The sequence below is a fragment of the Pseudoalteromonas sp. C8 genome, from assembly GCF_011378685.1.
Taxonomy (GTDB): Bacteria; Pseudomonadota; Gammaproteobacteria; order Enterobacterales; family Alteromonadaceae; genus Pseudoalteromonas; species Pseudoalteromonas arctica.
In genome coordinates this window covers 13027-33290 of sequence record NZ_WTKT01000013.1, presented here as the reverse complement: position 1 = coordinate 33290, position 20264 = coordinate 13027, and the positions used below count along the sequence as shown (strand labels likewise).

At 39.2% G+C, this 20264-nt stretch carries 21 protein-coding genes; 9 read left to right on the top strand and 12 right to left on the bottom strand.

The window, feature by feature from the left end; all coding sequences use genetic code 11:
- Positions 1–116: 116 nt before the first annotated feature.
- The 3 genes from GQR39_RS13335 to ampE all read left to right on the top strand — a co-directional run bounded on the left by GQR39_RS13335 (position 117) and on the right by ampE (position 2488).
- On the top strand, positions 117–713 hold the full coding sequence (locus GQR39_RS13335; protein ID WP_007582968.1) for a DUF2726 domain-containing protein: 597 nt from the start codon (positions 117–119) through the stop codon (positions 711–713).
- 122 nt (positions 714–835) lie between these two features.
- On the top strand, positions 836–1543 hold the full coding sequence (gene mtnN / locus GQR39_RS13330; RefSeq protein ID WP_024607949.1) for a 5'-methylthioadenosine/S-adenosylhomocysteine nucleosidase: 708 nt from the start codon (positions 836–838) through the stop codon (positions 1541–1543).
- Positions 1544–2488, top strand: coding sequence for a regulatory signaling modulator protein AmpE (gene ampE, locus GQR39_RS13325; protein WP_165735836.1), 945 nt, complete (start codon positions 1544–1546; stop codon positions 2486–2488).
- Between the two features lie 96 nt (positions 2489–2584).
- Here ampE and tyrS read toward each other — a convergent pair whose 3' ends face one another.
- Complete coding sequence (tyrS, locus tag GQR39_RS13320) at positions 2585–3784, bottom strand: tyrosine--tRNA ligase (RefSeq protein ID WP_165735835.1); 1200 nt, start codon at positions 3782–3784, stop codon at positions 2585–2587.
- A gap of 322 nt (positions 3785–4106) precedes the next feature.
- Between tyrS and GQR39_RS13315 the strand changes: the two genes are divergently transcribed.
- On the top strand, positions 4107–5420 hold the full coding sequence (locus GQR39_RS13315; protein WP_165735834.1) for a peptidoglycan DD-metalloendopeptidase family protein: 1314 nt from the start codon (positions 4107–4109) through the stop codon (positions 5418–5420).
- A gap of 74 nt (positions 5421–5494) precedes the next feature.
- Here GQR39_RS13315 and GQR39_RS13310 read toward each other — a convergent pair whose 3' ends face one another.
- The 5 genes from GQR39_RS13310 to GQR39_RS13290 all read right to left on the bottom strand — a co-directional run bounded on the left by GQR39_RS13310 (position 5495) and on the right by GQR39_RS13290 (position 9978).
- A complete protein-coding gene (locus GQR39_RS13310) occupies positions 5495–5671 on the bottom strand; it encodes a hypothetical protein (protein WP_007583822.1) in 177 nt (58 codons plus the stop codon).
- Positions 5672–5684: 13 nt separating this feature from the next.
- Positions 5685–6656, bottom strand: coding sequence for an aldo/keto reductase (locus tag GQR39_RS13305; protein ID WP_024589692.1), 972 nt, complete (start codon positions 6654–6656; stop codon positions 5685–5687).
- 142 nt (positions 6657–6798) lie between these two features.
- Positions 6799–7929, bottom strand: coding sequence for a sodium ion-translocating decarboxylase subunit beta (locus GQR39_RS13300; RefSeq protein ID WP_002961942.1), 1131 nt, complete (start codon positions 7927–7929; stop codon positions 6799–6801).
- Between the two features lie 13 nt (positions 7930–7942).
- Positions 7943–9724 carry a sodium-extruding oxaloacetate decarboxylase subunit alpha gene (gene oadA / locus GQR39_RS13295; RefSeq protein WP_024594514.1) on the bottom strand — a complete coding sequence of 594 codons (1782 nt, stop codon included), beginning with the start codon at positions 9722–9724 and terminating at the stop codon, positions 7943–7945.
- Between the two features lie 11 nt (positions 9725–9735).
- Positions 9736–9978, bottom strand: a complete 243-nt coding sequence (locus tag GQR39_RS13290) for an OadG family transporter subunit (protein ID WP_007583814.1) — start codon at positions 9976–9978, stop codon at positions 9736–9738.
- Positions 9979–10497: 519 nt separating this feature from the next.
- On the opposite strand from GQR39_RS13290, the gene GQR39_RS13285 reads away from it, so the two are divergent.
- The 3 genes from GQR39_RS13285 (at position 10498) to GQR39_RS13275 (ending at position 11521) form a co-directional block, all read left to right on the top strand.
- Positions 10498–10671, top strand: a complete 174-nt coding sequence (locus GQR39_RS13285) for a DUF1328 family protein (protein ID WP_002961939.1) — start codon at positions 10498–10500, stop codon at positions 10669–10671.
- Between the two features lie 58 nt (positions 10672–10729).
- Positions 10730–10921 (top strand): hypothetical protein, encoded by a 192-nt coding sequence (locus GQR39_RS13280; protein ID WP_007378921.1) that lies wholly within the window; start codon positions 10730–10732, stop codon positions 10919–10921.
- Positions 10922–11053: 132 nt separating this feature from the next.
- Entirely contained in the window at positions 11054–11521 is a 468-nt protein-coding gene (locus GQR39_RS13275; RefSeq protein WP_010555487.1) for a YcxB family protein, read from the top strand.
- 50 nt (positions 11522–11571) lie between these two features.
- Here GQR39_RS13275 and csrA read toward each other — a convergent pair whose 3' ends face one another.
- From csrA to ribA, 6 genes are all read right to left on the bottom strand, one after another.
- Positions 11572–11763, bottom strand: coding sequence for a carbon storage regulator CsrA (csrA, locus tag GQR39_RS13270; protein ID WP_004587515.1), 192 nt, complete (start codon positions 11761–11763; stop codon positions 11572–11574).
- Positions 11764–11854: 91 nt separating this feature from the next.
- The gene (locus GQR39_RS13265) at positions 11855–13072 is read right to left on the bottom strand and encodes an aspartate kinase (protein ID WP_101217461.1); all 1218 of its coding nucleotides are present in this window, start codon (positions 13070–13072) and stop codon (positions 11855–11857) included.
- Positions 13073–13078: 6 nt separating this feature from the next.
- Positions 13079–15679 (bottom strand): alanine--tRNA ligase, encoded by a 2601-nt coding sequence (gene alaS / locus GQR39_RS13260; protein ID WP_121954070.1) that lies wholly within the window; start codon positions 15677–15679, stop codon positions 13079–13081.
- A 19-nt stretch (positions 15680–15698) separates the two neighbouring features.
- Positions 15699–16151, bottom strand: a complete 453-nt coding sequence (locus GQR39_RS13255) for a regulatory protein RecX (RefSeq protein WP_121954069.1) — start codon at positions 16149–16151, stop codon at positions 15699–15701.
- Positions 16151–16939 carry a BPSS1780 family membrane protein gene (locus tag GQR39_RS13250; protein WP_007378958.1) on the bottom strand — a complete coding sequence of 263 codons (789 nt, stop codon included), beginning with the start codon at positions 16937–16939 and terminating at the stop codon, positions 16151–16153. Before GQR39_RS13250 ends, GQR39_RS13255 begins: the two co-directional genes overlap by 1 nt.
- An 81-nt stretch (positions 16940–17020) precedes the next feature.
- Positions 17021–17644 carry a GTP cyclohydrolase II gene (ribA, locus tag GQR39_RS13245; RefSeq protein ID WP_165735833.1) on the bottom strand — a complete coding sequence of 208 codons (624 nt, stop codon included), beginning with the start codon at positions 17642–17644 and terminating at the stop codon, positions 17021–17023.
- 251 nt (positions 17645–17895) lie between these two features.
- Between ribA and GQR39_RS13240 the strand changes: the two genes are divergently transcribed.
- Positions 17896–19008 carry an energy transducer TonB gene (locus tag GQR39_RS13240; protein ID WP_165722094.1) on the top strand — a complete coding sequence of 371 codons (1113 nt, stop codon included), beginning with the start codon at positions 17896–17898 and terminating at the stop codon, positions 19006–19008.
- A gap of 92 nt (positions 19009–19100) precedes the next feature.
- On the top strand, positions 19101–20216 hold the full coding sequence (locus GQR39_RS13235; RefSeq protein ID WP_165735832.1) for an energy transducer TonB: 1116 nt from the start codon (positions 19101–19103) through the stop codon (positions 20214–20216).
- Positions 20217–20264 lie beyond the last annotated feature (48 nt).

Sequence of the window (20264 nt, the reverse complement as noted above, 5' to 3'; positions counted from 1 at the left end):
TAGCTACATCGTTTTAGCTTTTATAAACAGTTGGTAATTATTTTATAACTCATACTTTTTAGGCACGTAAATTGCTTTATTTGAGCAGTGTCAATTTGTTGTTATGGAGTTACCGTATGGAATTCGCTTTATTATTAATTCTAGTATTAGTTGTCGGGGCTTCTGTTGTTGCGTCAAAATTTAATGACGATGGCGGAAACCCGTATCCTTTTACCCGCAAGCAAACTGTTTTTACGCAGGTTGAAGGCGCTTTTTTAAATCTTCTCGAGCGTGCTGTAGGCGATCAATATAAAATTGTTAGTCGCGTTAAGTTAATTGACGTTATTGACTGCAAACAAGGTCTTTCTATTAAATCTAAACGTGCTGCTTTAGCTAAAGCTAAAAATAAGCAACTCGATTTTGTATTAATCGATAAAGAAAAACTAACTATTGTTGCGGCCGTTGACCTAGTTAACAATGCTAATAAAGATGGTCACAAAGCTCAACGCGACTGGTTTGTAAACGGTGCACTAGAGTCTGCGGGCATTCCACATATTCGTATGAAAGTTAAATCAGGCTACCGTCCTTCTGAAGTACGCGATGCAATTATGTTTAAACTTGGTAAGCCTGCAGCAACACAAACGCAGCGCCCTGTTCGTAATCGCTCACATAAGCCAGCGGTACTTTCACCTTCTCAAGCCAAAGCACAAACAACTGCTTTAGCTGAAATTTAAAAACCAAATTAAATACTCTCCTAAAAAGTATTTAAAGCGAGCTCATAAACAAGCTCGCTTTTTTGTTTTTTATTGCTAACTTCACGTATAATCAAGTGATTCAAACTCAGGAATTAAACATTATGAATGTTGGTATTATTGGCGCAATGGAGCCAGAAGTTAAAATTTTACGTGAAGCGATGCAAAACCCACAAATTTTAACTAAAGCAGGTTTCACTTTTTATACTGGTGAGTTGGCTGGTAACACAGTAACACTTGTTCAATCTGGTATTGGTAAAGTAGCATCAACAATTGCAACTACCTTACTAATTGACAACTTTAAACCTGATTGCGTAATTAACACAGGCTCTGCCGGTGGATTCGATCCTTCTCTAAGTGTTGGCGACGTAGTCATTTCGTCAGAAGTACGTCATCACGATGTAGATGTTACTGCTTTTGGCTACGAAATTGGCCAAGTACCACAAATGCCAGCAGGCTTTGCAGCTCACCCTAAATTAGTTGAAGCAGCACAACAAACAATCGAACAAATCAGTGATGTTAAAACACTTGTTGGCTTAATTTGTACTGGTGACACATTCATGTGTGACCCTGTGCGTATTGATAAAGCACGCAGTGATTTTCCTACAATGCTTGCCGTTGAAATGGAAGGCGCTTCAATTGCACAAACGTGTTTTACGCTTAACACACCATTTGTTGTAATTCGCTCAATGTCTGATATAGCAGGTAAAGAGTCACCACAATCATTTGAAGAATACCTAGAAACAGCATCAATCAACTCATCTAAAATGGTTGTCGCACTTTTAGAAAAGCTAACTGCAGTGTCTCTGTAAATGCTTAGCAATATTGTTCAAAACCACTTGGACTTTATTGCCTTCATACTAGCGCTCCTTGCTGAGCGCTTTCTTCCCCTTATTAGCTGGTATCATCCTAATACAGCGTTAAATGCTGTTTTTAGTGCTATTGGCAAGCGCATATACAAAAGCAAAGAACCTAAAAGCTATCAATATTTGGCAGCTATACTCGCAAGCACGCTCATTTTAAGTGTCATTCTCATTATTGTAGTGTTACTACTCGAGTTTGCTTTTTATCCTGAATTACTCGCTGGCCTTATTTTATACTTATGCTTAGAAAGTAAGAGTATTGATAAAAAAGCACTTCGCATTGCAAAGCTAACTAAACAAAATCAAAAATCGACAGCACGCGAATTACTAAAACCACTGCTTGCCCGTGAAGTTAATAGGCTTTCATCTCCTGGTATTATCAAAGCATTAATTGAAAGCTTAATACTGCGCACTGCTCGATACTATTTCGTAGTTATATTTATATTTTTAGCCTTTGGCCCTATTGCGGCCCTCGCCTATCGATTACTTACTTTAATACAACAAGCCTGGCGTAGTGACATATCCCCAAATAGCTACTTTTTAAAACCGCTTAAAACTCTGTTGTTTATTATTGAGTATATTCCAATGCGCTTACTCGCTTTAACTATTGCAGCAAGTAGAGCGAGCAAACAAAGCATGCACTACATAAAGCATTATGGTAGACATTTTTATCAAACAAATACAGGTTGGCTACTAAGCACATGCTCTGCATCACTTGGCGTGCAGCTGGGCGGGCCTGCAGTTTATTTAGGTACTCGCTTTAATAAAATGCGTATAGGTACTGATAGACTACCTACACCCGAGGATGTACCTGTAATAATTAATAGATTAAATCAGGCGCGTGTATTTTGGTTGTTAGTAATTGTAAGTATTGAAATATTAAAAGTGATTTAGTGACTATTTAGTGACTACCTCGTAACTATTTACAGACCCCAAAATACGAGCACAAAAAAACCAGCCTAGGCTGGTTTTTTAGTTTTCAAACGGTATTTAAGCTACAGTGATGTTTGCAAACTTACGTTTACCTACTTGGTAAATAGCTGTTGTGCCTTTTGCTATTTCAAGTTTGGTGTCAGTGATTTTATCTTCACCGTTAAGTTTAACTGCACCTTGCTTGATCATACGCATTGCTTCTGATGTACTTACTACTAAATTTGCTTCTTTAAGCAAGTTAGCAATTAAAATAGTCTCTTCTGCGATAGTGATTGTCAGCTCTGGGATTTCATCTGGTAACGCTTTTTTCTGAAAACGCTGAATAAAATCATCATGTGCACCTTGTGCATCAGCTTCACTATGAAAACGAGCAATTAACTCTTTAGCTAGTTCTATTTTAATATCGCGCGGGTTAGTACCTTGCTCAACACGTTCTTTTTGAGCTGCAATTTCTTCAATAGAAAGCGCGCTTAATAAATCGTAATAACGCCACATTAGCACATCACTAATTGACATTATTTTACCAAACATATCGTTTGGCGCATCAGTAATACCAATGTAGTTACCAAGCGACTTAGACATTTTTTGAACGCCGTCAGTACCTTCAAGTAATGGCATCATTAATACTGTTTGCGGCTTTTGGCCTTCAACTTTTTGTAGCTCACGACCCATTAGCAAGTTAAAGCGCTGATCAGTACCGCCCAGTTCAACATCTGACTCTAGTGCAACCGAATCCCAACCTTGTACCAGTGGATATAAAAACTCATGAATTGCAATTGGTTGGCCGCTTCCATAACGCTTTTTAAAGTCATCACGTTCAAGCATACGTGCTACAGTTTGATTTGCAGCAAGTTTAATCATGCCTGCAGCGCCTAACTTTTCCATCCAAGTAGAGTTAAATGCAACAGTGGTTTTAGCAGGATCTAGAATTTTGAATACTTGTTCTTTATATGTTTCGGCATTGGCTAGTACGTCTTCGCGAGTAAGTGGTTTACGCGTTACGTTTTTACCTGTTGGGTCACCAATCATGCCAGTAAAGTCACCAATTAAGAAAATAACCTCATGACCTAAATCCTGAAAGGTTTTCATTTTATTAATTAGTACAGTGTGCCCTAAATGTAAATCAGGGGCTGTAGGATCAAAGCCAGCTTTTATTTTTAGCTTTTTGCCCGACTTTAGTTTTTCAACTAGTTCGTCTTCAATTAATATTTCTTCTGCACCGCGTTTTATCTCTGCTAGAGCGGTTTGTAAATCCACTTTGTATTACTCCAAAATTCTGCCTACGAAGGGGCGGACTAGTTACTTGTAATCACGGTTTAATATAGGTTTAAACCGAATATATATATGTAGCTAACATAACAAATTTCTACCTAATTAAAATAACTTTTTAAGTTATTAATGCAACTAAACAAAATGAATTGAGTCTTAGTTAGATAGGACGTTAAAAAAGGCTTCTTAACCCTGATTTTAGCGTAGTTTAAGGTTAGTTTAAATCTACAAAGCACTAGTATTCGTACATTATTAAGTATATCCTGCAATATTATGTATTTATTATCTTGACAGCAGAAAAAGGCACGTTATGGTTCACGTGGTTAACACTCTCCCAAAAAAACACAAATTGCTTATTTTAGGTTTAGTTTCTGCTATTGCCGGCTTGGCATTTCTTCCTTCTGAAAAAGCGACTGCTTCTAAAGACAATAATGCAGATGCATTAGAGATAGGCAAGCGCTATGAGTTACAAGTTAAAGTTGATGACAACGAAAAATTAACTGAGTTAAATTCAGAGCAAGCAGCAGAAAAGTTACCAGAATACGACTTTGTCGATCATAAAGTTAAAAATGGCGACAATTTAGCAATTATCTTCAAACGTGCTGGTTTTTCAGCTCAAACGCTCCATAAACTAATTAACACTAACGCAGAAACGCGCAAGCTAACTAAAATTCACCCCGGTGAAATACTTAGCTTTGCGACAGCTGAAGATGGCTCTTTGGCTCAACTACGCTATGTAATTTCAAAAACAGATACTTTATTTGTTACCTTAAACGACGAAGGTAATTACGATACAGCTATCGATAGTAAAGAAATTGAAACGCTAACTAAAACCGCTGGCGGCGAAATATCTAATAACTTTTGGACTTCAGCAATTGCGGCAGGTTTAAGCGAGCGCCAAATAATGAACTTTGCTGACATATTTGGCTGGGATGTTGATTTTGCAAACGACATTCGTAAAGGCGATTTATTTGGCTTAATTTACGAGTCTCACTATGTTGATGGCGAGTTTATTGGTACAGGTAAGATTATTGCAGCTGAATTTGTAAACCAAGGTCAGCGCTTTGCAGCGATTCGCCATACCGACGGCAATTTTTATACGCCTGAAGGGCGTAGCATGAAAAAAGCATTTTTACGTGCACCTGTAAGCTTTAAGTATATTAGTTCGAGCTTTAATCCTCGTCGCTTACACCCAGTTACTGGGCAAGTTAGAGCGCACCGTGGTATCGACTTTGCGGCACGCACTGGCACACCGGTGGTTGCATCAGGTAACGGTAAGGTAGTTAAAGCGGGTTACAGCAAGTACAACGGTAACTACGTATTTATTAGCCATGGCACACAATATGTAACTAAGTACTTACACCTAAATAAGAAACTAGTTAAAACGGGCCAAAAAGTTAAACAGGGCCAACAAATTGGTACTGTAGGTTCTACGGGTCGTGTTACTGGCGCGCATTTACACTATGAATTTTTAGTAAATGGCGTTCACCGTAATCCTAAAACAGTAAAACTTCCTAAGTCAGAGCCACTACCTCGCTCAGAACTTGCTAAGTTTAAACCGATTGCAGATAACTTTATTGCCCAACTTGAGCGCAATCGCGAGCTACAGTTAGCACTTAAATAAAGTTTATTAATAAACATTAAAAAAGCCTTTGCAGGTTAAACCTGCAAAGGCTTTTTTGTATACGCTAAAAACCATTAATACATTAATACATAAATGAGCTGAATCACTAAAGACACCATCACTAATGGCCAAATATATTTGCTGTATTTGGTTGCACCGTTGAGCCCTATTTTACTTTGATATTTTTCAAGCAATGGAATAAGTATCGCTAGCGCGACAAACAAACCAATTAAAATAACGAATATATTCATATCAATGTCCTACTTATGGTAGCTCATGGCCTTTAGCGCTTACATAAAGTGCATACCAATGCTCACGAGTTAGTTGTACGTTTACAGCATCACAAGAGGCTTTAATACGCTTGGCATTAGTTGTTCCAATAATCGGCTGAATAGATGCGGGATGGCGCAGTAACCATGCAATGACAATAGCCTCAGCAGACGTATCATAAAGTGCAGCCAGCTTATTAACTAAAAGACTCGTGTTTATATCAGCCTGCGATGCGTTTGATAAATCACTGCCGCTGTATAATCCTTGGCATAAACTGCCCCAGCTTTGAATTTGAATTTCAAAATGGCGACAGTACTCAATACTACCGGGCGTAAAATTAAGATCCTTACCGTCACTATTACCGGCATATACACCCTCATCAACAAACTGATGTTTTTGTAAACTAGCCTCAATTTGATTAGCCACAATCGGCATATCAAGTGCATGCTGTAAAAAATTCATTTGATGTTGCTGCATATTCGATACTGCAAAATTGCGCACTTTACCGCTTTCTTTTAAGCAACTAAATATACGAGCAATTTCGTTAACTTCCATGAGTGGATCAGGACGATGTAGCATAAGTACGTCTAAATAGTCTGTATTTAATCGCTTCAAGGATGCTTCAACTGATTGCTCAATCCACTTTGATGAAAAATCATAGCGCTTTGGCCCTAAGTCATCTTCAAAACGAATCCCACACTTAGATTGAATATACATGTGCTCTCTAAGCTCTGGTCGCTCGCTTAATGCTTTACCAAAAACCTGCTCCGCTTTACCAAAAGTATAAATATCAGCATGGTCAAAAAAGTTAATGCCACCTTCAATAGCGCTATCTATGCATTCATGAGTTTGCTTAACATGTGCATCAGTGATTGCGTCTTTATTCCAACCGCCTCCCAGACCCATGCATCCGAATACAAGTTTACTAACATGAGGTAAGTGCTTTGCTAAAGGTGTGTGAAGCATGATAACTATCCTTAAAATTTTGAAGAGCTGTTACTGTAAACAAAAAGCGCTGAACAAGAAACCATTTAGCGGTGAACAAATTAAGAACAAAAAAAAGCGCAGTAAACTGCGCTAAATCATTTATTAACTACCACGTTAATTATTAGCCAACAAGTGCTAATAAAATACCCGCAGCAACTGCACTACCAAGTACACCCGCTACGTTGGGTCCCATAGCATGCATAAGTAAAAAGTTATGTGGGTTACTTTCAAGGCCAACTTTATTAACTACTCGTGCCGCCATTGGCACAGCCGATACACCTGCTGCCCCAATTAATGGGTTTATAGGTGTTTTAGATATGCGGTTAAGTCCTTTTGCCATAAATACGCCAGATGCAGTACCAATTGCAAAAGCCAGTGCGCCAAGCACTAAAATACCAATCGTCTCAACAGTTAAAAACTTATCTGCAGCAAGCTTTGAACCTACAGCTAAACCTAAAAATATAGTTGTAACATTGATGATTTCGTTTTGAGCACTGTTACTTAATCTATCAACAACACCCGACTCTCGCATTAAGTTACCTAAACAAAACATACCTACAAGCGGTATAGCAGCCGGTAAAAACATAGCCGTTAAACTAAGCACCATAAGAGGGAAAATAATCTTTTCCTTTTTAGATACTTTGCGAAGCTCTGGCATCTTAATTTTACGTTCTTCTGGGGTTGTTAACGCACGCATAATTGGCGGTTGAATAATTGGTACAAGAGCCATGTATGAATATGCGGCTACCGCTATTGCACCAAGTAAATCAGGTGCCAGTTTTGACGCTAAAAATATTGCAGTCGGCCCATCTGCACCACCAATAATGGCAATAGCTGATGCATCCTGTAGAGTAAACTCAAAGCCTGGTACATAATTTAATAATATTGCGCCAAACAAAGTAGCAAAAATACCAAACTGTGCAGCCGCACCTAATAACAACATACGTGGGTTTGCAATAAGCGCGCTAAAGTCGGTCAGCGCCCCTACTCCCATAAATATTAATAACGGAAAAATCCCCGTATCAATACCCACGTAATAAACGTAATACAATAGCCCACCTGGGTCTGACAAGCCTGCCACTGGTACATTTGTTAAAATTGCACCAAAACCAATTGGTAATAGTAATAATGGTTCAAAACCTTTAGCTATCGCTAAAAACAGTAATAAACACCCTACCGCAATCATAATTAATGATGGGATTGTAAAGTTAGCAATGCCAGTAGCATTCCAGAGGTTTAAAATACCTTCCATCCTCTATTTACTCCTAAGCTAATGCAATCATAGCGTCGCCGGTAGTTACAGCATCGCCTTCACCAACTAATACTTCAGCAATTGTTCCGGTATGCGTAGCGCGTATTTCAGTTTCCATTTTCATGGCTTCCATAATAATCACTACATCACCTTCGTTAACAACTTGCCCAGCTTTTACTTTAATTTTAAAAATATTACCTGCTAACGGCGCATTAAGTGTTTCGCCCGATGCAACCGATGCAGACTGAGGAATGTGCTCAGAATCCTTTAAAGTTACTTCTTTGAGTTCACCACCTTGCGCTACAACTACATCGTAAACTTTACCGTCTACTTTTACGCTGTATTGCTCAGCTTTAACGCTGTTATTATTTGATCCCGATTTTGGTGCTGCCTTATTGCTCTTATCTTCAACGGTAGGAATAGGCTCAAATGCATCAGGGTTATTACGATTTTTAATAAATTTCAAACCAACTTGCGGAAATAATGCATAAGTTAGTACGTCATCAATTTGCTCATCAGCAAGTGTTAAACCTTGCTCTTGCGCTTCTTTTAATAATTCAGCTTCAAGCGTTGCAAGCTCTGGTGCAATGTTATCTGCAGGGCGACAAGTAATAACCTCTGCTCCATCAAGCACACGCTCTTGTAGCTCTTTATTCATTGGTGCTGGTGTTAAGCCATATTCACCTTTTAATACGCCAGCAGTTTCTTTAGTAATTGTTTTATAACGCTCACCGGTTAGCACGTTAAGTACTGCTTGAGTGCCTACAATTTGCGACGTGGGTGTTACTAAAGGTAAAAAACCAAGATCTTCACGTACGCGTGGGATCTCAAGCAAAACTTCATTAAGCTTATCTGCCGCGCCTTGCTCTTTAAGTTGGTTTTCCATGTTTGTAAGCATGCCACCAGGTACTTGAGCTAGTAAAATACGACCATCAACCCCTTTTAAGCTACCTTCAAATGCCGCATATTTTTTACGTACATCTCTAAAGTAAGCAGCAATTTCTTCTAGATGGTTTAAGTCAAGGTCAGTATCGCGCTCAGTTCCTTCAACTATCGATACAATAGTTTCAGTTGCTGTGTGTCCGTAAGTCATACTCATTGATGAAATAGCGGTATCAAGCATATCAATGCCTGCATCAATCGCTTTTTGATAAGTCGCAGTACTTAAACCTGTTGTAGCGTGGCACTGCATAGCAATAGGAACCGATACGGTTTCTTTAAGTGCTTTAATTAATTTTTCAGCATCATACGGCTTTAATAAACCCGCCATGTCTTTAATACAAATTGAGTGACAGCCTAAATCTTCTAATTGCTTAGCCAGAGTCAGCCACATATCAAGCGTATGAACAGGACTTACCGTGTACGAAATAGTACCTTGAGCATGCGCGCCTACTTTTATAGCCGCTTTAATCGCTGTTTCTAGGTTACGTACATCGTTCATTGCATCGAAAATACGAAATACGTCAACGCCATTTTTATGTGCGCGTTCTACAAACTTTTCAACTACATCATCAGCGTAATGGCGGTAGCCTAATAGGTTTTGACCGCGTAATAGCATTTGCTGTTTAGTATTAGGCATCGCTTTTTTAAGCGCACGAATACGCTCCCAAGGATCTTCGCCTAAATAACGAATACACGAATCAAATGTAGCACCGCCCCACGATTCAATAGACCAATAACCTGCATCATCTAGCTTGCTAGCAATAGGTAGCATATCGTCTAGGCGCATACGTGTTGCGAGCAATGATTGGTGCGCATCGCGTAATACCAATTCTGTTAATTTTAATTTAGCCATGTGTGTGCCCCTTATTTATTATTTGATTTGTACTGAGCAATGGCAGCACTAATAGCAGCGATGTGCTCATTAGGCACACCTTGAGATTTAAAAGACGGTGATTTAGCTGGTGATGCCTCTGGTTCGCTATAGCGCGTCACCAAATTAGACATAAGCGTTACTGCACCAATTAATATCGACAGAAATACAAACACCCCAACCATACCAGTTAGCATTAAGCTACCAGCCGTTGTGAGTAGAGCACCTATATCCATTTTTCTCCCCCTTGAAACCCATATCGAAAATAAAAAATCGATTTAATTAAATATTTATTCACTGGATAATAACAAAACTAGTCGCTTTGTCTACATCTTGTAAATTGGTAAAACCAATTAAACTATAAACAACATAACACTCAACAAATTTACATGCCATAACCCAGCAATCATGCGCCCTACAATACATACAGAAAATAACGACTATAGCTAATAGTTATATGGAAGTTGTTAATTAACTATTCAACTTAATAAAAATAACCGCCAAATTTTATAATAAGTACAAAAACACACATCAATTGTTAATTGGTCTTACCAAAAACATTATTTTTAGTGAATATTTACCGGTAACTTGTAACAGTGTGAATAACTTACATAACAAAGCGTAAAAATTACTAACTAACTAATAACTAAAAATACAGTTAAAAACCATAACTAGCTGATATAAAACAAAAATAAACTTTGGCATATAACTGGCATTAGTTATTGTGAGCAAATTTGATAACCAAGGAGAAAACAATGTTACGCTGGACAATTACATTTTTAGTTATTGCTTTAATCGCTGCAGTGTTAGGTTTTGGTGGCATCGCAGGTGCCGCAGCTGGTATAGCAAAAATTATATTTTTTATATTTTTAGTACTTTTAGTGATCTCATTAGTTTCAGGTGCACTACGTGGTAAATCACCCAGGTAGATAAAGCATTCAACTAACAAACACTAAAATTTAATTAATACTTACAAGGAATTACATTATGAATTCAACAACTGTAAAAGCAGCACTAATCGGTCTATTCGCAAGTTTCTTCATCATGGGTTGTGAAGACAATCATGCAGAAGACGCAGGCGAACGTATTGACGAAGCAGTAACTGACGTGCAAAACAAAGTAGAAGATGCATGTGAAAATGTTAAAGAAGGCGTAAACGCTGAAGAAACTAACTGTTAATTCTTCTTGTATCGCTAAAAAACGGCCTTAGGGCCGTTTTTTTGTGCCTGTAATAAAATCACTGACTATAAAGCTGCTCATTTAGCGGTTAGCTTGTTAAAATAAAAAAAACGATATTTAAAGCAAGGCAATATGGCATTTACAACAACCTACACACTAGATAAACCTTACTTTTACGAGTGCTTTGATGAGTCACTCCCCTACAGTAAGCGCGCCAAACCTAAGTACTTTTTACTTGTACTCCTCGTTGCGCTTGGTTTATTTGGCATTTATGTTTTAAACGATCATTACTTAGGATCGTTTATGATCATGCTAGGTGTACTAGAGTGCGTCGCTTTTTACTATCGCAGACCTTGGTGGGTAACCAGACAAATGCTCAGCAGAGCGTCAGGCTCAGAGGTAACACTTACCTTTGATGAAGAAGGCATTAAATCGGCTAATCATTACAAAAGCTTTCAGCTAACTTGGCAAGACATAAGCGAAGTAATAGATACTCAGCAAGGTATTATTATTAAAAATAAAAGCGGAATGCAGTACATTTCAAAACAAATACTAACCCCAGAAACACTCGTTTTTATAAACAAAAAAGCCACTCAGTGAGTGGCTTTTTGACTAGTTGAGTTAATTACTCAACTACGTATACGTGTTGATTAAGCATTGCCCGGATTAGGGTTCGACTTTTCAGCTTGTATGCGCATGTAAATCTCTTCACGATGCACTGATACGTCTTTTGGTGCATTAACACCGATTCGAACTTGATTTCCTTTAACACCTAGAACAGTAACTGTTACTTCGTCACCAATCATTAGGGTTTCACCTACTCTACGAGTTAGTATTAGCATTCTCTTGCTCCCATGTTCCAATAAAAATTATAAGATTCCGCTTAAACATACTAATGAAAATTAGACTGAAAAGTAAGTAAAAACTCTCAATCTATCCATTTTCTGTTAAAAATGCTTTGTGTAATGCACGAACTGCCAACTCTAGGTACTTTTCATCTATTAAAACTGAAATTTTGATCTCAGAAGTCGAGACTAAAACCACATTAATATTTTCCTGCGCTAATGCATCAAAAAATAAACTTGCTACACCAGAATGCGATTTCATACCCATTCCAACAGCAGAAACTTTAGCGACTGTTGGTAATCCGCTTATATTTTGAGCACTGAGTTGAGCTTGATCTTCGCTCAATAATTCAAGTGCTTGCAGATAATCATTCGAGTGCACAGTAAAAGCATAGTCTATTTTTTCAAAGATATGATTAACTTGATTAATCATATCTATTTCGATGCCATTATCAGCAAAAAGTTTCAATATTTTTGAAAGATATTGCGTACCGCTTGGCACACCATCTACTTTAATTAAACATTCGTCACGATTAAACGCAATCCCCGATACCACCTTGCTTGGCATATCGTTCTCCTCAAAACTTATTAATGTGCCTTCATCAGGATTAAAACTAGAAAGCACCCTAAGTGGCACATTGTGTCTACCTGCAGCTTCTACCGAGCGAATATGCAAAACTTTTGCGCCTAAACTTGCCAGCTCTAGCATTTCGGCAAAAGTAACTTGGCTCATTCTGCGCGCGTTAGGTTCAACACGAGGATCTGTAGTATATACGCCGTCAACGTCTGTATAGATCTGGCATTCGTCGGCTTTTATAGCCGCTGCTATTTCTACAGCCGATGTATCGGTGCCGCCGCGTCCAAGCGTTGTAATATTGCCCTCAACGTCACGCCCCTGAAACCCAGCAATAATAGCAATGCGGTTATGCTCAAGCTCATGCTTTAAACGTGTAGCAGCAACGTCTTCAATACGGGCTTTACCAAACATGTTGTCGGTTAGAATATTGACTTGATCCGCTAATAAGCTTACAGCTGAATGACCACGTTTGATAATAGCCATAGCAAGCAGTGATACAGAAACCTGCTCTCCGGTGCTAATAAGTACATCTAGTTCACGGCTACTCGGGCGAGTATCAATTTGTTTGGCGAGGTTAATTAAGCGGTTGGTTTCTCCCGACATAGCCGAGAGCACCACAACCACTTGATGTCCTTGTTGCCTGGTTTTAACAACAAGGTCGGCGACCGCTTCAATTCGCTCTATTGAGCCGACCGAAGTGCCACCGAATTTTTGAACAATAAGCGCCACTTAGGCTTAAGTACGCTCAGTTAACCAAGCTGTAACGCTATCTAGTGCAGCAGCAAGGTTTTGTGGTTCACTACCACCGGCTTGTGCCATATCTGGACGACCGCCACCTTTACCACCTACTTGACCTGCCATATGGTTAACTAACTCACCAGCTTTTACTTTGCCTGTTAAGTCTTTCGTTACACCGGCAATTAGGCTTACTTTGTCGCCACTGGCAACACCCAGAGCAATAACACCTGAGCCAATCTTGTTTTTAAGGTCATCAACCATACCGCGAAGCGCTTTAGATTCAGTACCTTCAACGTTTGCTACAAGTAGCTTAACGCCATTAATTTCAACAATCGAATCAAGTAAAGACGCGCCCGCTGCACTTGCTAGCTTATCGCTAAGCTGTGCAATTTGCTTTTCAAGGCCTTTAGATTTTTCAAGCAACGCAGTTACTTTTTCAAGTACCGATGCGCTATCGCCTTTAACTAAAGCTGCAACATCGCTAAGTTGTTGCTCTTGCTCGCTAACGTACGCTACAGCATCTGCACCGGTTACGGCTTCAATACGGCGAACACCTGCGGCAATACCACTTTCAGATACAATTTTGAATAAACCAATATCGCCAGCGCGCTCAACGTGAGTACCACCACAAAGCTCAATAGAGTAGTCGCCAATAGTAACTACACGTACTTCGTCATCGTACTTTTCGCCAAACAATGCCATAGCACCTTTCGCTTTAGCATCATCAATAGCCATAAGCTCAGTGTTAAGTGCAAAGTTACGACGAATTTCGTCATTAACTACACGCTCAATTTCACGTAGCTCATCTTTAGTAACTGCTTCAAAATGCGAAAAGTCAAAACGTAAACGATCTGGCTGAACAAGTGAGCCTTTTTGGCCTACATGGTCACCTAATAGTTGGCGTAGTGCTTCGTGTAAAATATGCGTAGCTGTGTGGTTTTTCTTAATGCTGTCGCGGCGCGTATCATCAATAGTTGCGTCAACTTTGTCATTAACACCAATACGGCCTTGTACAGTACCGTGGTGAGCAAAAGCATTACCAAGCTTAGTGGTATTAGTAACATTAAATTCGCCACCAGCAACTGTAATAGTACCCGTGTCACCCGTTTGACCGCCTGATTCAGCGTAAAACGGTGTGCGGTCTAGTACTACAATACCTTGTTGACCATCTTCTAATAACTGAACAGCTTCGCCACCGGCAAAAATTTCAATAACGGTCGCGCTGTAATGTGTACTGTCGTAACCTTTAAAGTCAGTGTGTTTATCTGATTTTAATTGGTCATTGTAATCTGCACCAAATTTACCTGCTTGCTGCGCTGTTTTACGTTGTACAGCCATACACTCTTCAAAGCCTTGATGATCAATTGTCATCTGGCGCTCACGCGCAACATCGGCCGTTAAATCAGCTGGGAAACCATACGTATCATAAAGTTTAAATACTAAGTCGCCCGGTATAATATCGCCTTTAAGGTCGCTTAAGCTTTCTTCTAAAATAGCTAAGCCACGCTCAAGTGTTTTACCAAACTGTTCTTCTTCAATGCGTAATACTTTTTCGATAATTTCTTGTTGCTTAGCAAGCTCAGGGTACGCTTGACCCATTTGCTCAATTAGCGCAGCAACTAATTTATAGAAAAACGAACCTTGTGCACCTAACTTGTTACCGTGGCGCACAGCACGACGAATAATACGGCGCAGTACATAACCACGGCCTTCGTTAGATGGCATAACACCGTCTGAGATTAAAAACGCACACGAACGAATATGATCCGCTACTACGCGAAGTGACTTGTCGTCCATGTCTTGTGCATTAGTAACACTTGCAGCAGCAGCAATTAAGCCTTGGAATAAATCGATTTCGTAGTTTGAATGCACGCCCTGCAAAATAGCAGAAATACGCTCAAGGCCCATTCCCGTATCAACAGATTGCTTAGGTAGAGGCAACATTGTACCGTCGCTTTGACGGTTGTATTGCATAAATACAAGGTTCCAAATTTCGATGAAACGGTCGCCGTCTTCCTCAGGAGAGCCCGGTGGACCGCCCCAAATATGCTCGCCGTGATCATAAAATATTTCAGAACACGGACCACACGGACCAGTATCGCCCATAGACCAAAAGTTGTCTGAGGTCGCAATACGAATAATACGATCCTCTGGTAAACCAATTTCGTTAGCCCAGTAACCAAACGCTTCTTCATCATCGTGATAAATAGTTACTAAAAGTTTTTCTTTAGGTAGGCTTACTACCTCAGTTAAAAACTCCCATGCAAACTTAATCGCGTCTTGCTTAAAGTAATCACCAAAGCTGAAGTTACCTAACATTTCAAAAAATGTATGGTGGCGAGCAGTGTAGCCTACGTTTTCTAAATCGTTATGCTTACCGCCAGCACGTACACAGCGCTGCGAGCTTGTCGCACGTGTATAAGGGCGGCTTTCTGCGCCTAAAAATACATCTTTAAATTGCACCATGCCGGCATTGTTAAATAACAACGTGGCATCGTTACCCGGTATAAGCGAGCTAGAAGGTACTATTTGATGTTGCTTGCTGGCAAAAAAGTCTAAAAACTGTTGCCTAATTTGTGCGGTAGTCATGTGCTGCATTTGAAAGTCTCACCTGTATTTACTGTGCTTGCATTGCAAAATTAATTTCATCGTAGCTAAAACCCCGATACATTAAGTAGCGCACGCGCTTAGCTTTATCTTTGTAATCGAGATCTGGCGGTGTATTTGAATATTTTTTATTGTACGCATCCTGCGCAAGCTCAAACCAATCTACTTCAAGCTCTTCAACTACCAATTCAAGTAGCGAACGATCAATCCCTTTGCCCATAGCTTCGCTTTGTATTCGCTTAAGCCCGTGGCATTTAAATATGTGTTTTCTTACAAAGCCTTCACAGTATCGTTGCTCGTTAATAAAATTGTGCTTTTCGCACCAATCAAGCAGCGTTTCAATAAACTCTTCTGTGGCTTCTTTTTGCTGTAGCTTAAGCGTTAACTCACGACGCGAATATTCTTGGCGCCCTAGTAACCAAAGTACATAGTTTTTTAGTTTTTGCTTTAATTTATCATCCATTAAGCGTCAAAACGTCCGCTTGTTTCACTGCTAAGTGGCTTAACATTAATGTCGTCACTTGGTGGTACAACAGGCATAAAAATGGCTTGATAAGATACAAAAAAGCTAATGTAGCAAATCGGCATTAAAATCAACAGCGGTAAGAACGATAAGAACATCGAAAGCGCCATAAATAATGCGCAAATAAGGCCAAAAACGCCAAGTGGCAAAATGTTATGATAAAACACCATTAACGATTTTTTAAGCGCCGTTAAAATACGTGTTTCTTTACTAAAATAAACAAGCGGTACAGCGTAAGCAAACGCCGTTAAATAAATTAGCATTGCCATAAAAAACAAAATGACATTCGCGCCCGAAATACTCTCAAGCATTTGTTCAAGTGCTACGTTTGGATCAAGTCCCGGTTGGCTCATAACAGCTACTGCATCGGCAAATAAGCCATTAGCAAGTAACGCCATTAAAATGCCCGCACCCATTTGATAAAGTGCTAAACGCAATAACCCTAAGCGATTTCCCTTAGCCGTAAATGGCTTGAGAATATCGGCTAGCATAATTTTTCCGCCCTGCTGCTTACTAAGCACCGCTTGGTAAAACCCTGCGGTTAAAAATGGCGTAGCTAGTGCTGCTACTACTTGCAGCAGCGGTAAAAATAAAGACAGCAGCCCTACAATACCAATAAATAAATGCATAAAAATAAAGGTTGCTGGCTGGGTTTTAAAAATAAGCCATCCGGCTTTTAACCACTTTAGCCCTGCATCGGCTTTAAAAATTCGTAATTGTGTAGACATACTTGCTCTTAATTTAAAACGAAACACGCCAAGTATAACTTGGCGTGAGGGGGTATTAATAGACGAAACGTAATTAAATGATTAAGGTTTTTTAATTTTCTTAATATCTAACATATGCGCGCCATGCTTAATTTTTGTTTCTAGGTACGATTTATTACCCGCAACACCCGCTTTAATGTGCGCATGCGTGCCCACAACCGAGTCAACATTAATACCGGCATCTTTTAATGCGTTAAGCTTTTTAGGATTATTGGTCATTAATTTAACGTGGCTTAAATTAAGCGCATTAAGCATTAACACAGCATCCGAAAAATCACGTAAATCATCAGCAAAGCCTAAATGATTATTAGCTTCGTAGGTGTTCATACCTTGCGATTGCAGTACGTAAGCATCAATTTTGTTGTATAAACCAATGCCACGGCCTTCTTGGCGTAAATACAATAAAATACCGCCTTTTTCGTGCATCATTTCAATACATTCATTTAGCTGCTCGCCGCAATCACAACGCGATGAGTAAAATACATCGCCTGTTAAACACTCTGAATGCATACGAATAAGCGGTACATCTTGCTCTGTATCAGCGTTGTTAAACACCATAGCAATATGTTCTTTACCATCTTTTAAATCAGTAAATGAGATTATTTCTGCAGGGATATCACTATTTCTGCCAACATTAAGCTGGACTCTTGCTCTTACTTGCGCCACGACAAATCCAAATATTTAAATAACTACGACACGACAATAAAGTGATAATATCACAAAATAGGATAAATACACCGTAGTACAAGACTGTTTATGGCAAATATATGGCGACGACAGGCGTTATTTTCAATGATTGTTAAGCAATTAATAACCCGAATATTACAACTTCGCTTGTTTACTTTAATTTACCTAAAATAATGACAGGCCTTGATAGTTTTGGTAATTTTATGGGCTAATAAATAATAGGGATTATTATGAAGCACCAACAGATCGCCATATCAATAGGATTAAGCTTATTAGCCTTTGCTAACTACACTTTCGCAAACCAAGTAAATAGCATTCAAGTTGTATCTGCAAACGCCGAAGAAACTGACTCAGCATTCGTTGCAGCCAAAGAACAAGCTGAAAAAGAAGCACAACTTGCTTATCAAAAAGGGCTCGCTCTATATGGAGAAAATAGCAATGAAACGGCAAAGCTTGCTATTAACTACGCTAAAGCCATCAACAGTTATGTTGCAAAGAACCTTGTGGCTATAGGGTATGGTAATGAAGAGAAACGGTTTGATTTGTATTCACAGGCCCACCGTATTTTAGTTAAAAACTATGGCGAAAACTCAATAGAGACTATGGATACGCTACTAGCCAAAGCCACTCATACGAATAAATCAGATACCGCAGTCAAAAACTTTAAGCAACTCATTAAAATCGCTGAATTACAAAATGACCCTGGCCTTGTCGCTAATATGCAATTTGAAGCTGCAGAAACATTACTTTATGGGTTTAGCCATAGCGAATATTCTTTAGCGAAAAAATACGCTCAAGATGCAGATAAATATTACCAAGCCCAGCTACCTGATAATGCAGTAGAGCGTATAAAGTCTGACCTTTTAATGGTTTCATTTGAGAGTGGCCGTAAAGATTACGACAAAGCAACTAAAAGGCTAAACCGTATAGTTGGCTTATTTGATAAATATAAAAATTTAGATCAAAGCTTTGAGCTTAATGCGCATGTTGGCTTAGTTCAGCTATATGAAAAACAAGATGAAAGCGATAAAGCGACTAAACACGCCTTAGCCTTTGCTAAAAATACGCACTGGAAAAATACCTCAGAGCAAAATCCACTCTACATAACCGAGCCTATATACCCTCGCGGTGAAACTAAAAGTCATGTAATAGTTATATTAGAGATTACTGTTGATACCCATGGCTTTGTGAAAAATCCTAAGGTTATTAGTTCTGAAGGTTCTAAAGCGTTTGAAAAATCAGCGATAGCCGCTGTTAAAAAATGGCGTTACGCTCCAAAGTTTAAAAATGGAAAACCTGTAAATGCAACAACTCAAGCTGAACTGTATTTTGAACGCCTTTAAGTAGTTTTACCATTCAGTCAAAAATTATATTAATAAGAAACTGTTGTAATTACGTCAACCTAGTTTCAATTTAAAAGTTAATAGGGATTATTATGAAACGTCAGCAACTCGCTTTATTTATAGGCTTAAGTTTATCTGCTGTAAGCGCAACAACTTTAAGCACTACAGCACTCGCCAGCCAAGCCAGCGATCCTCAAACGGTATTTAGCCAAGCATACCAAAGCTATTTAGCAGCAGTTGAAGTAGACGAAAACGTACAACAAACTGCCAAACTTGCTTACACATCAGGTAAAACCGTTTATGGTGAAAGCTCAGATAACACCGCCAACTTAGCTATTAATTACGCTAAAGCAATAAAAGGCTACGGCGATGAGCTAAACGAACAGCGTTTTGCACTCTATAACGAAGCCCATACTATTTTAGCTGCAAACCACGGTAAACTATCAATAGAAACAATTGATGCACTACTCGGCCAAGCTAACTACACAACATCAGCTTACAAAGCAGCTAACTTTTTAGAACAAGTAATAGATATAGCTAAAACACAAAATAAGCCTAAATTTGTAGCCGACATGAAACTAGAAGCGGCATCACTGCTTGCTAAAAAGTTTAGCTCTAAAAAATACCGCGAAGCGAAAAACTACCTAGAAGAAGCCGACGAATACTACCGTGAAAATCTGCCTAGTAGCTCGGTAGAGCAAATTAAAGCTAATTTTTTAATAGCCGCATTTGCCGAAGGTAGTAAAAAGTATAATCAGGCAATTGAGCGCTTAAACAACATAGTTACCGCGTTTGACGATAACTTAAAATACGATCACAGTGCTGAGCTAACCGCTCACTCTAAACTTGTAGGTCTATACGAAAAACAAGGCAAAAGCGAAGAAGCAACTAAACATTGCCTCGCTATCGCTCAAATGGTGCCATGGAAAGAATCGCAAGAGCAAACACCACTCTATCGTGTTAATCCTAAATACCCAGTTAACAAAGCCAGATTTAGTACCGATGGTAGCGTTATTATGGAGTTTGAGGTAGACGCCGCTGGCTTTGTAAAAAACCCAAAAGTACTTAGCTCTGAAGGCGGCAGCGCATTTGAAAAGTCAGCCAAAGCAGCGCTTGAGCAATGGCGTTACGCGCCAAAGTTTGAAAATGGCAAACCCGTTAGCGCTATTTCTCAGGTACAGCTCGACTTTAAAATTAACCGCCACTAAAAGCGGCTCATTAAAAAAGGCGCTTTATGCGCCTTTTTTAATACCAAC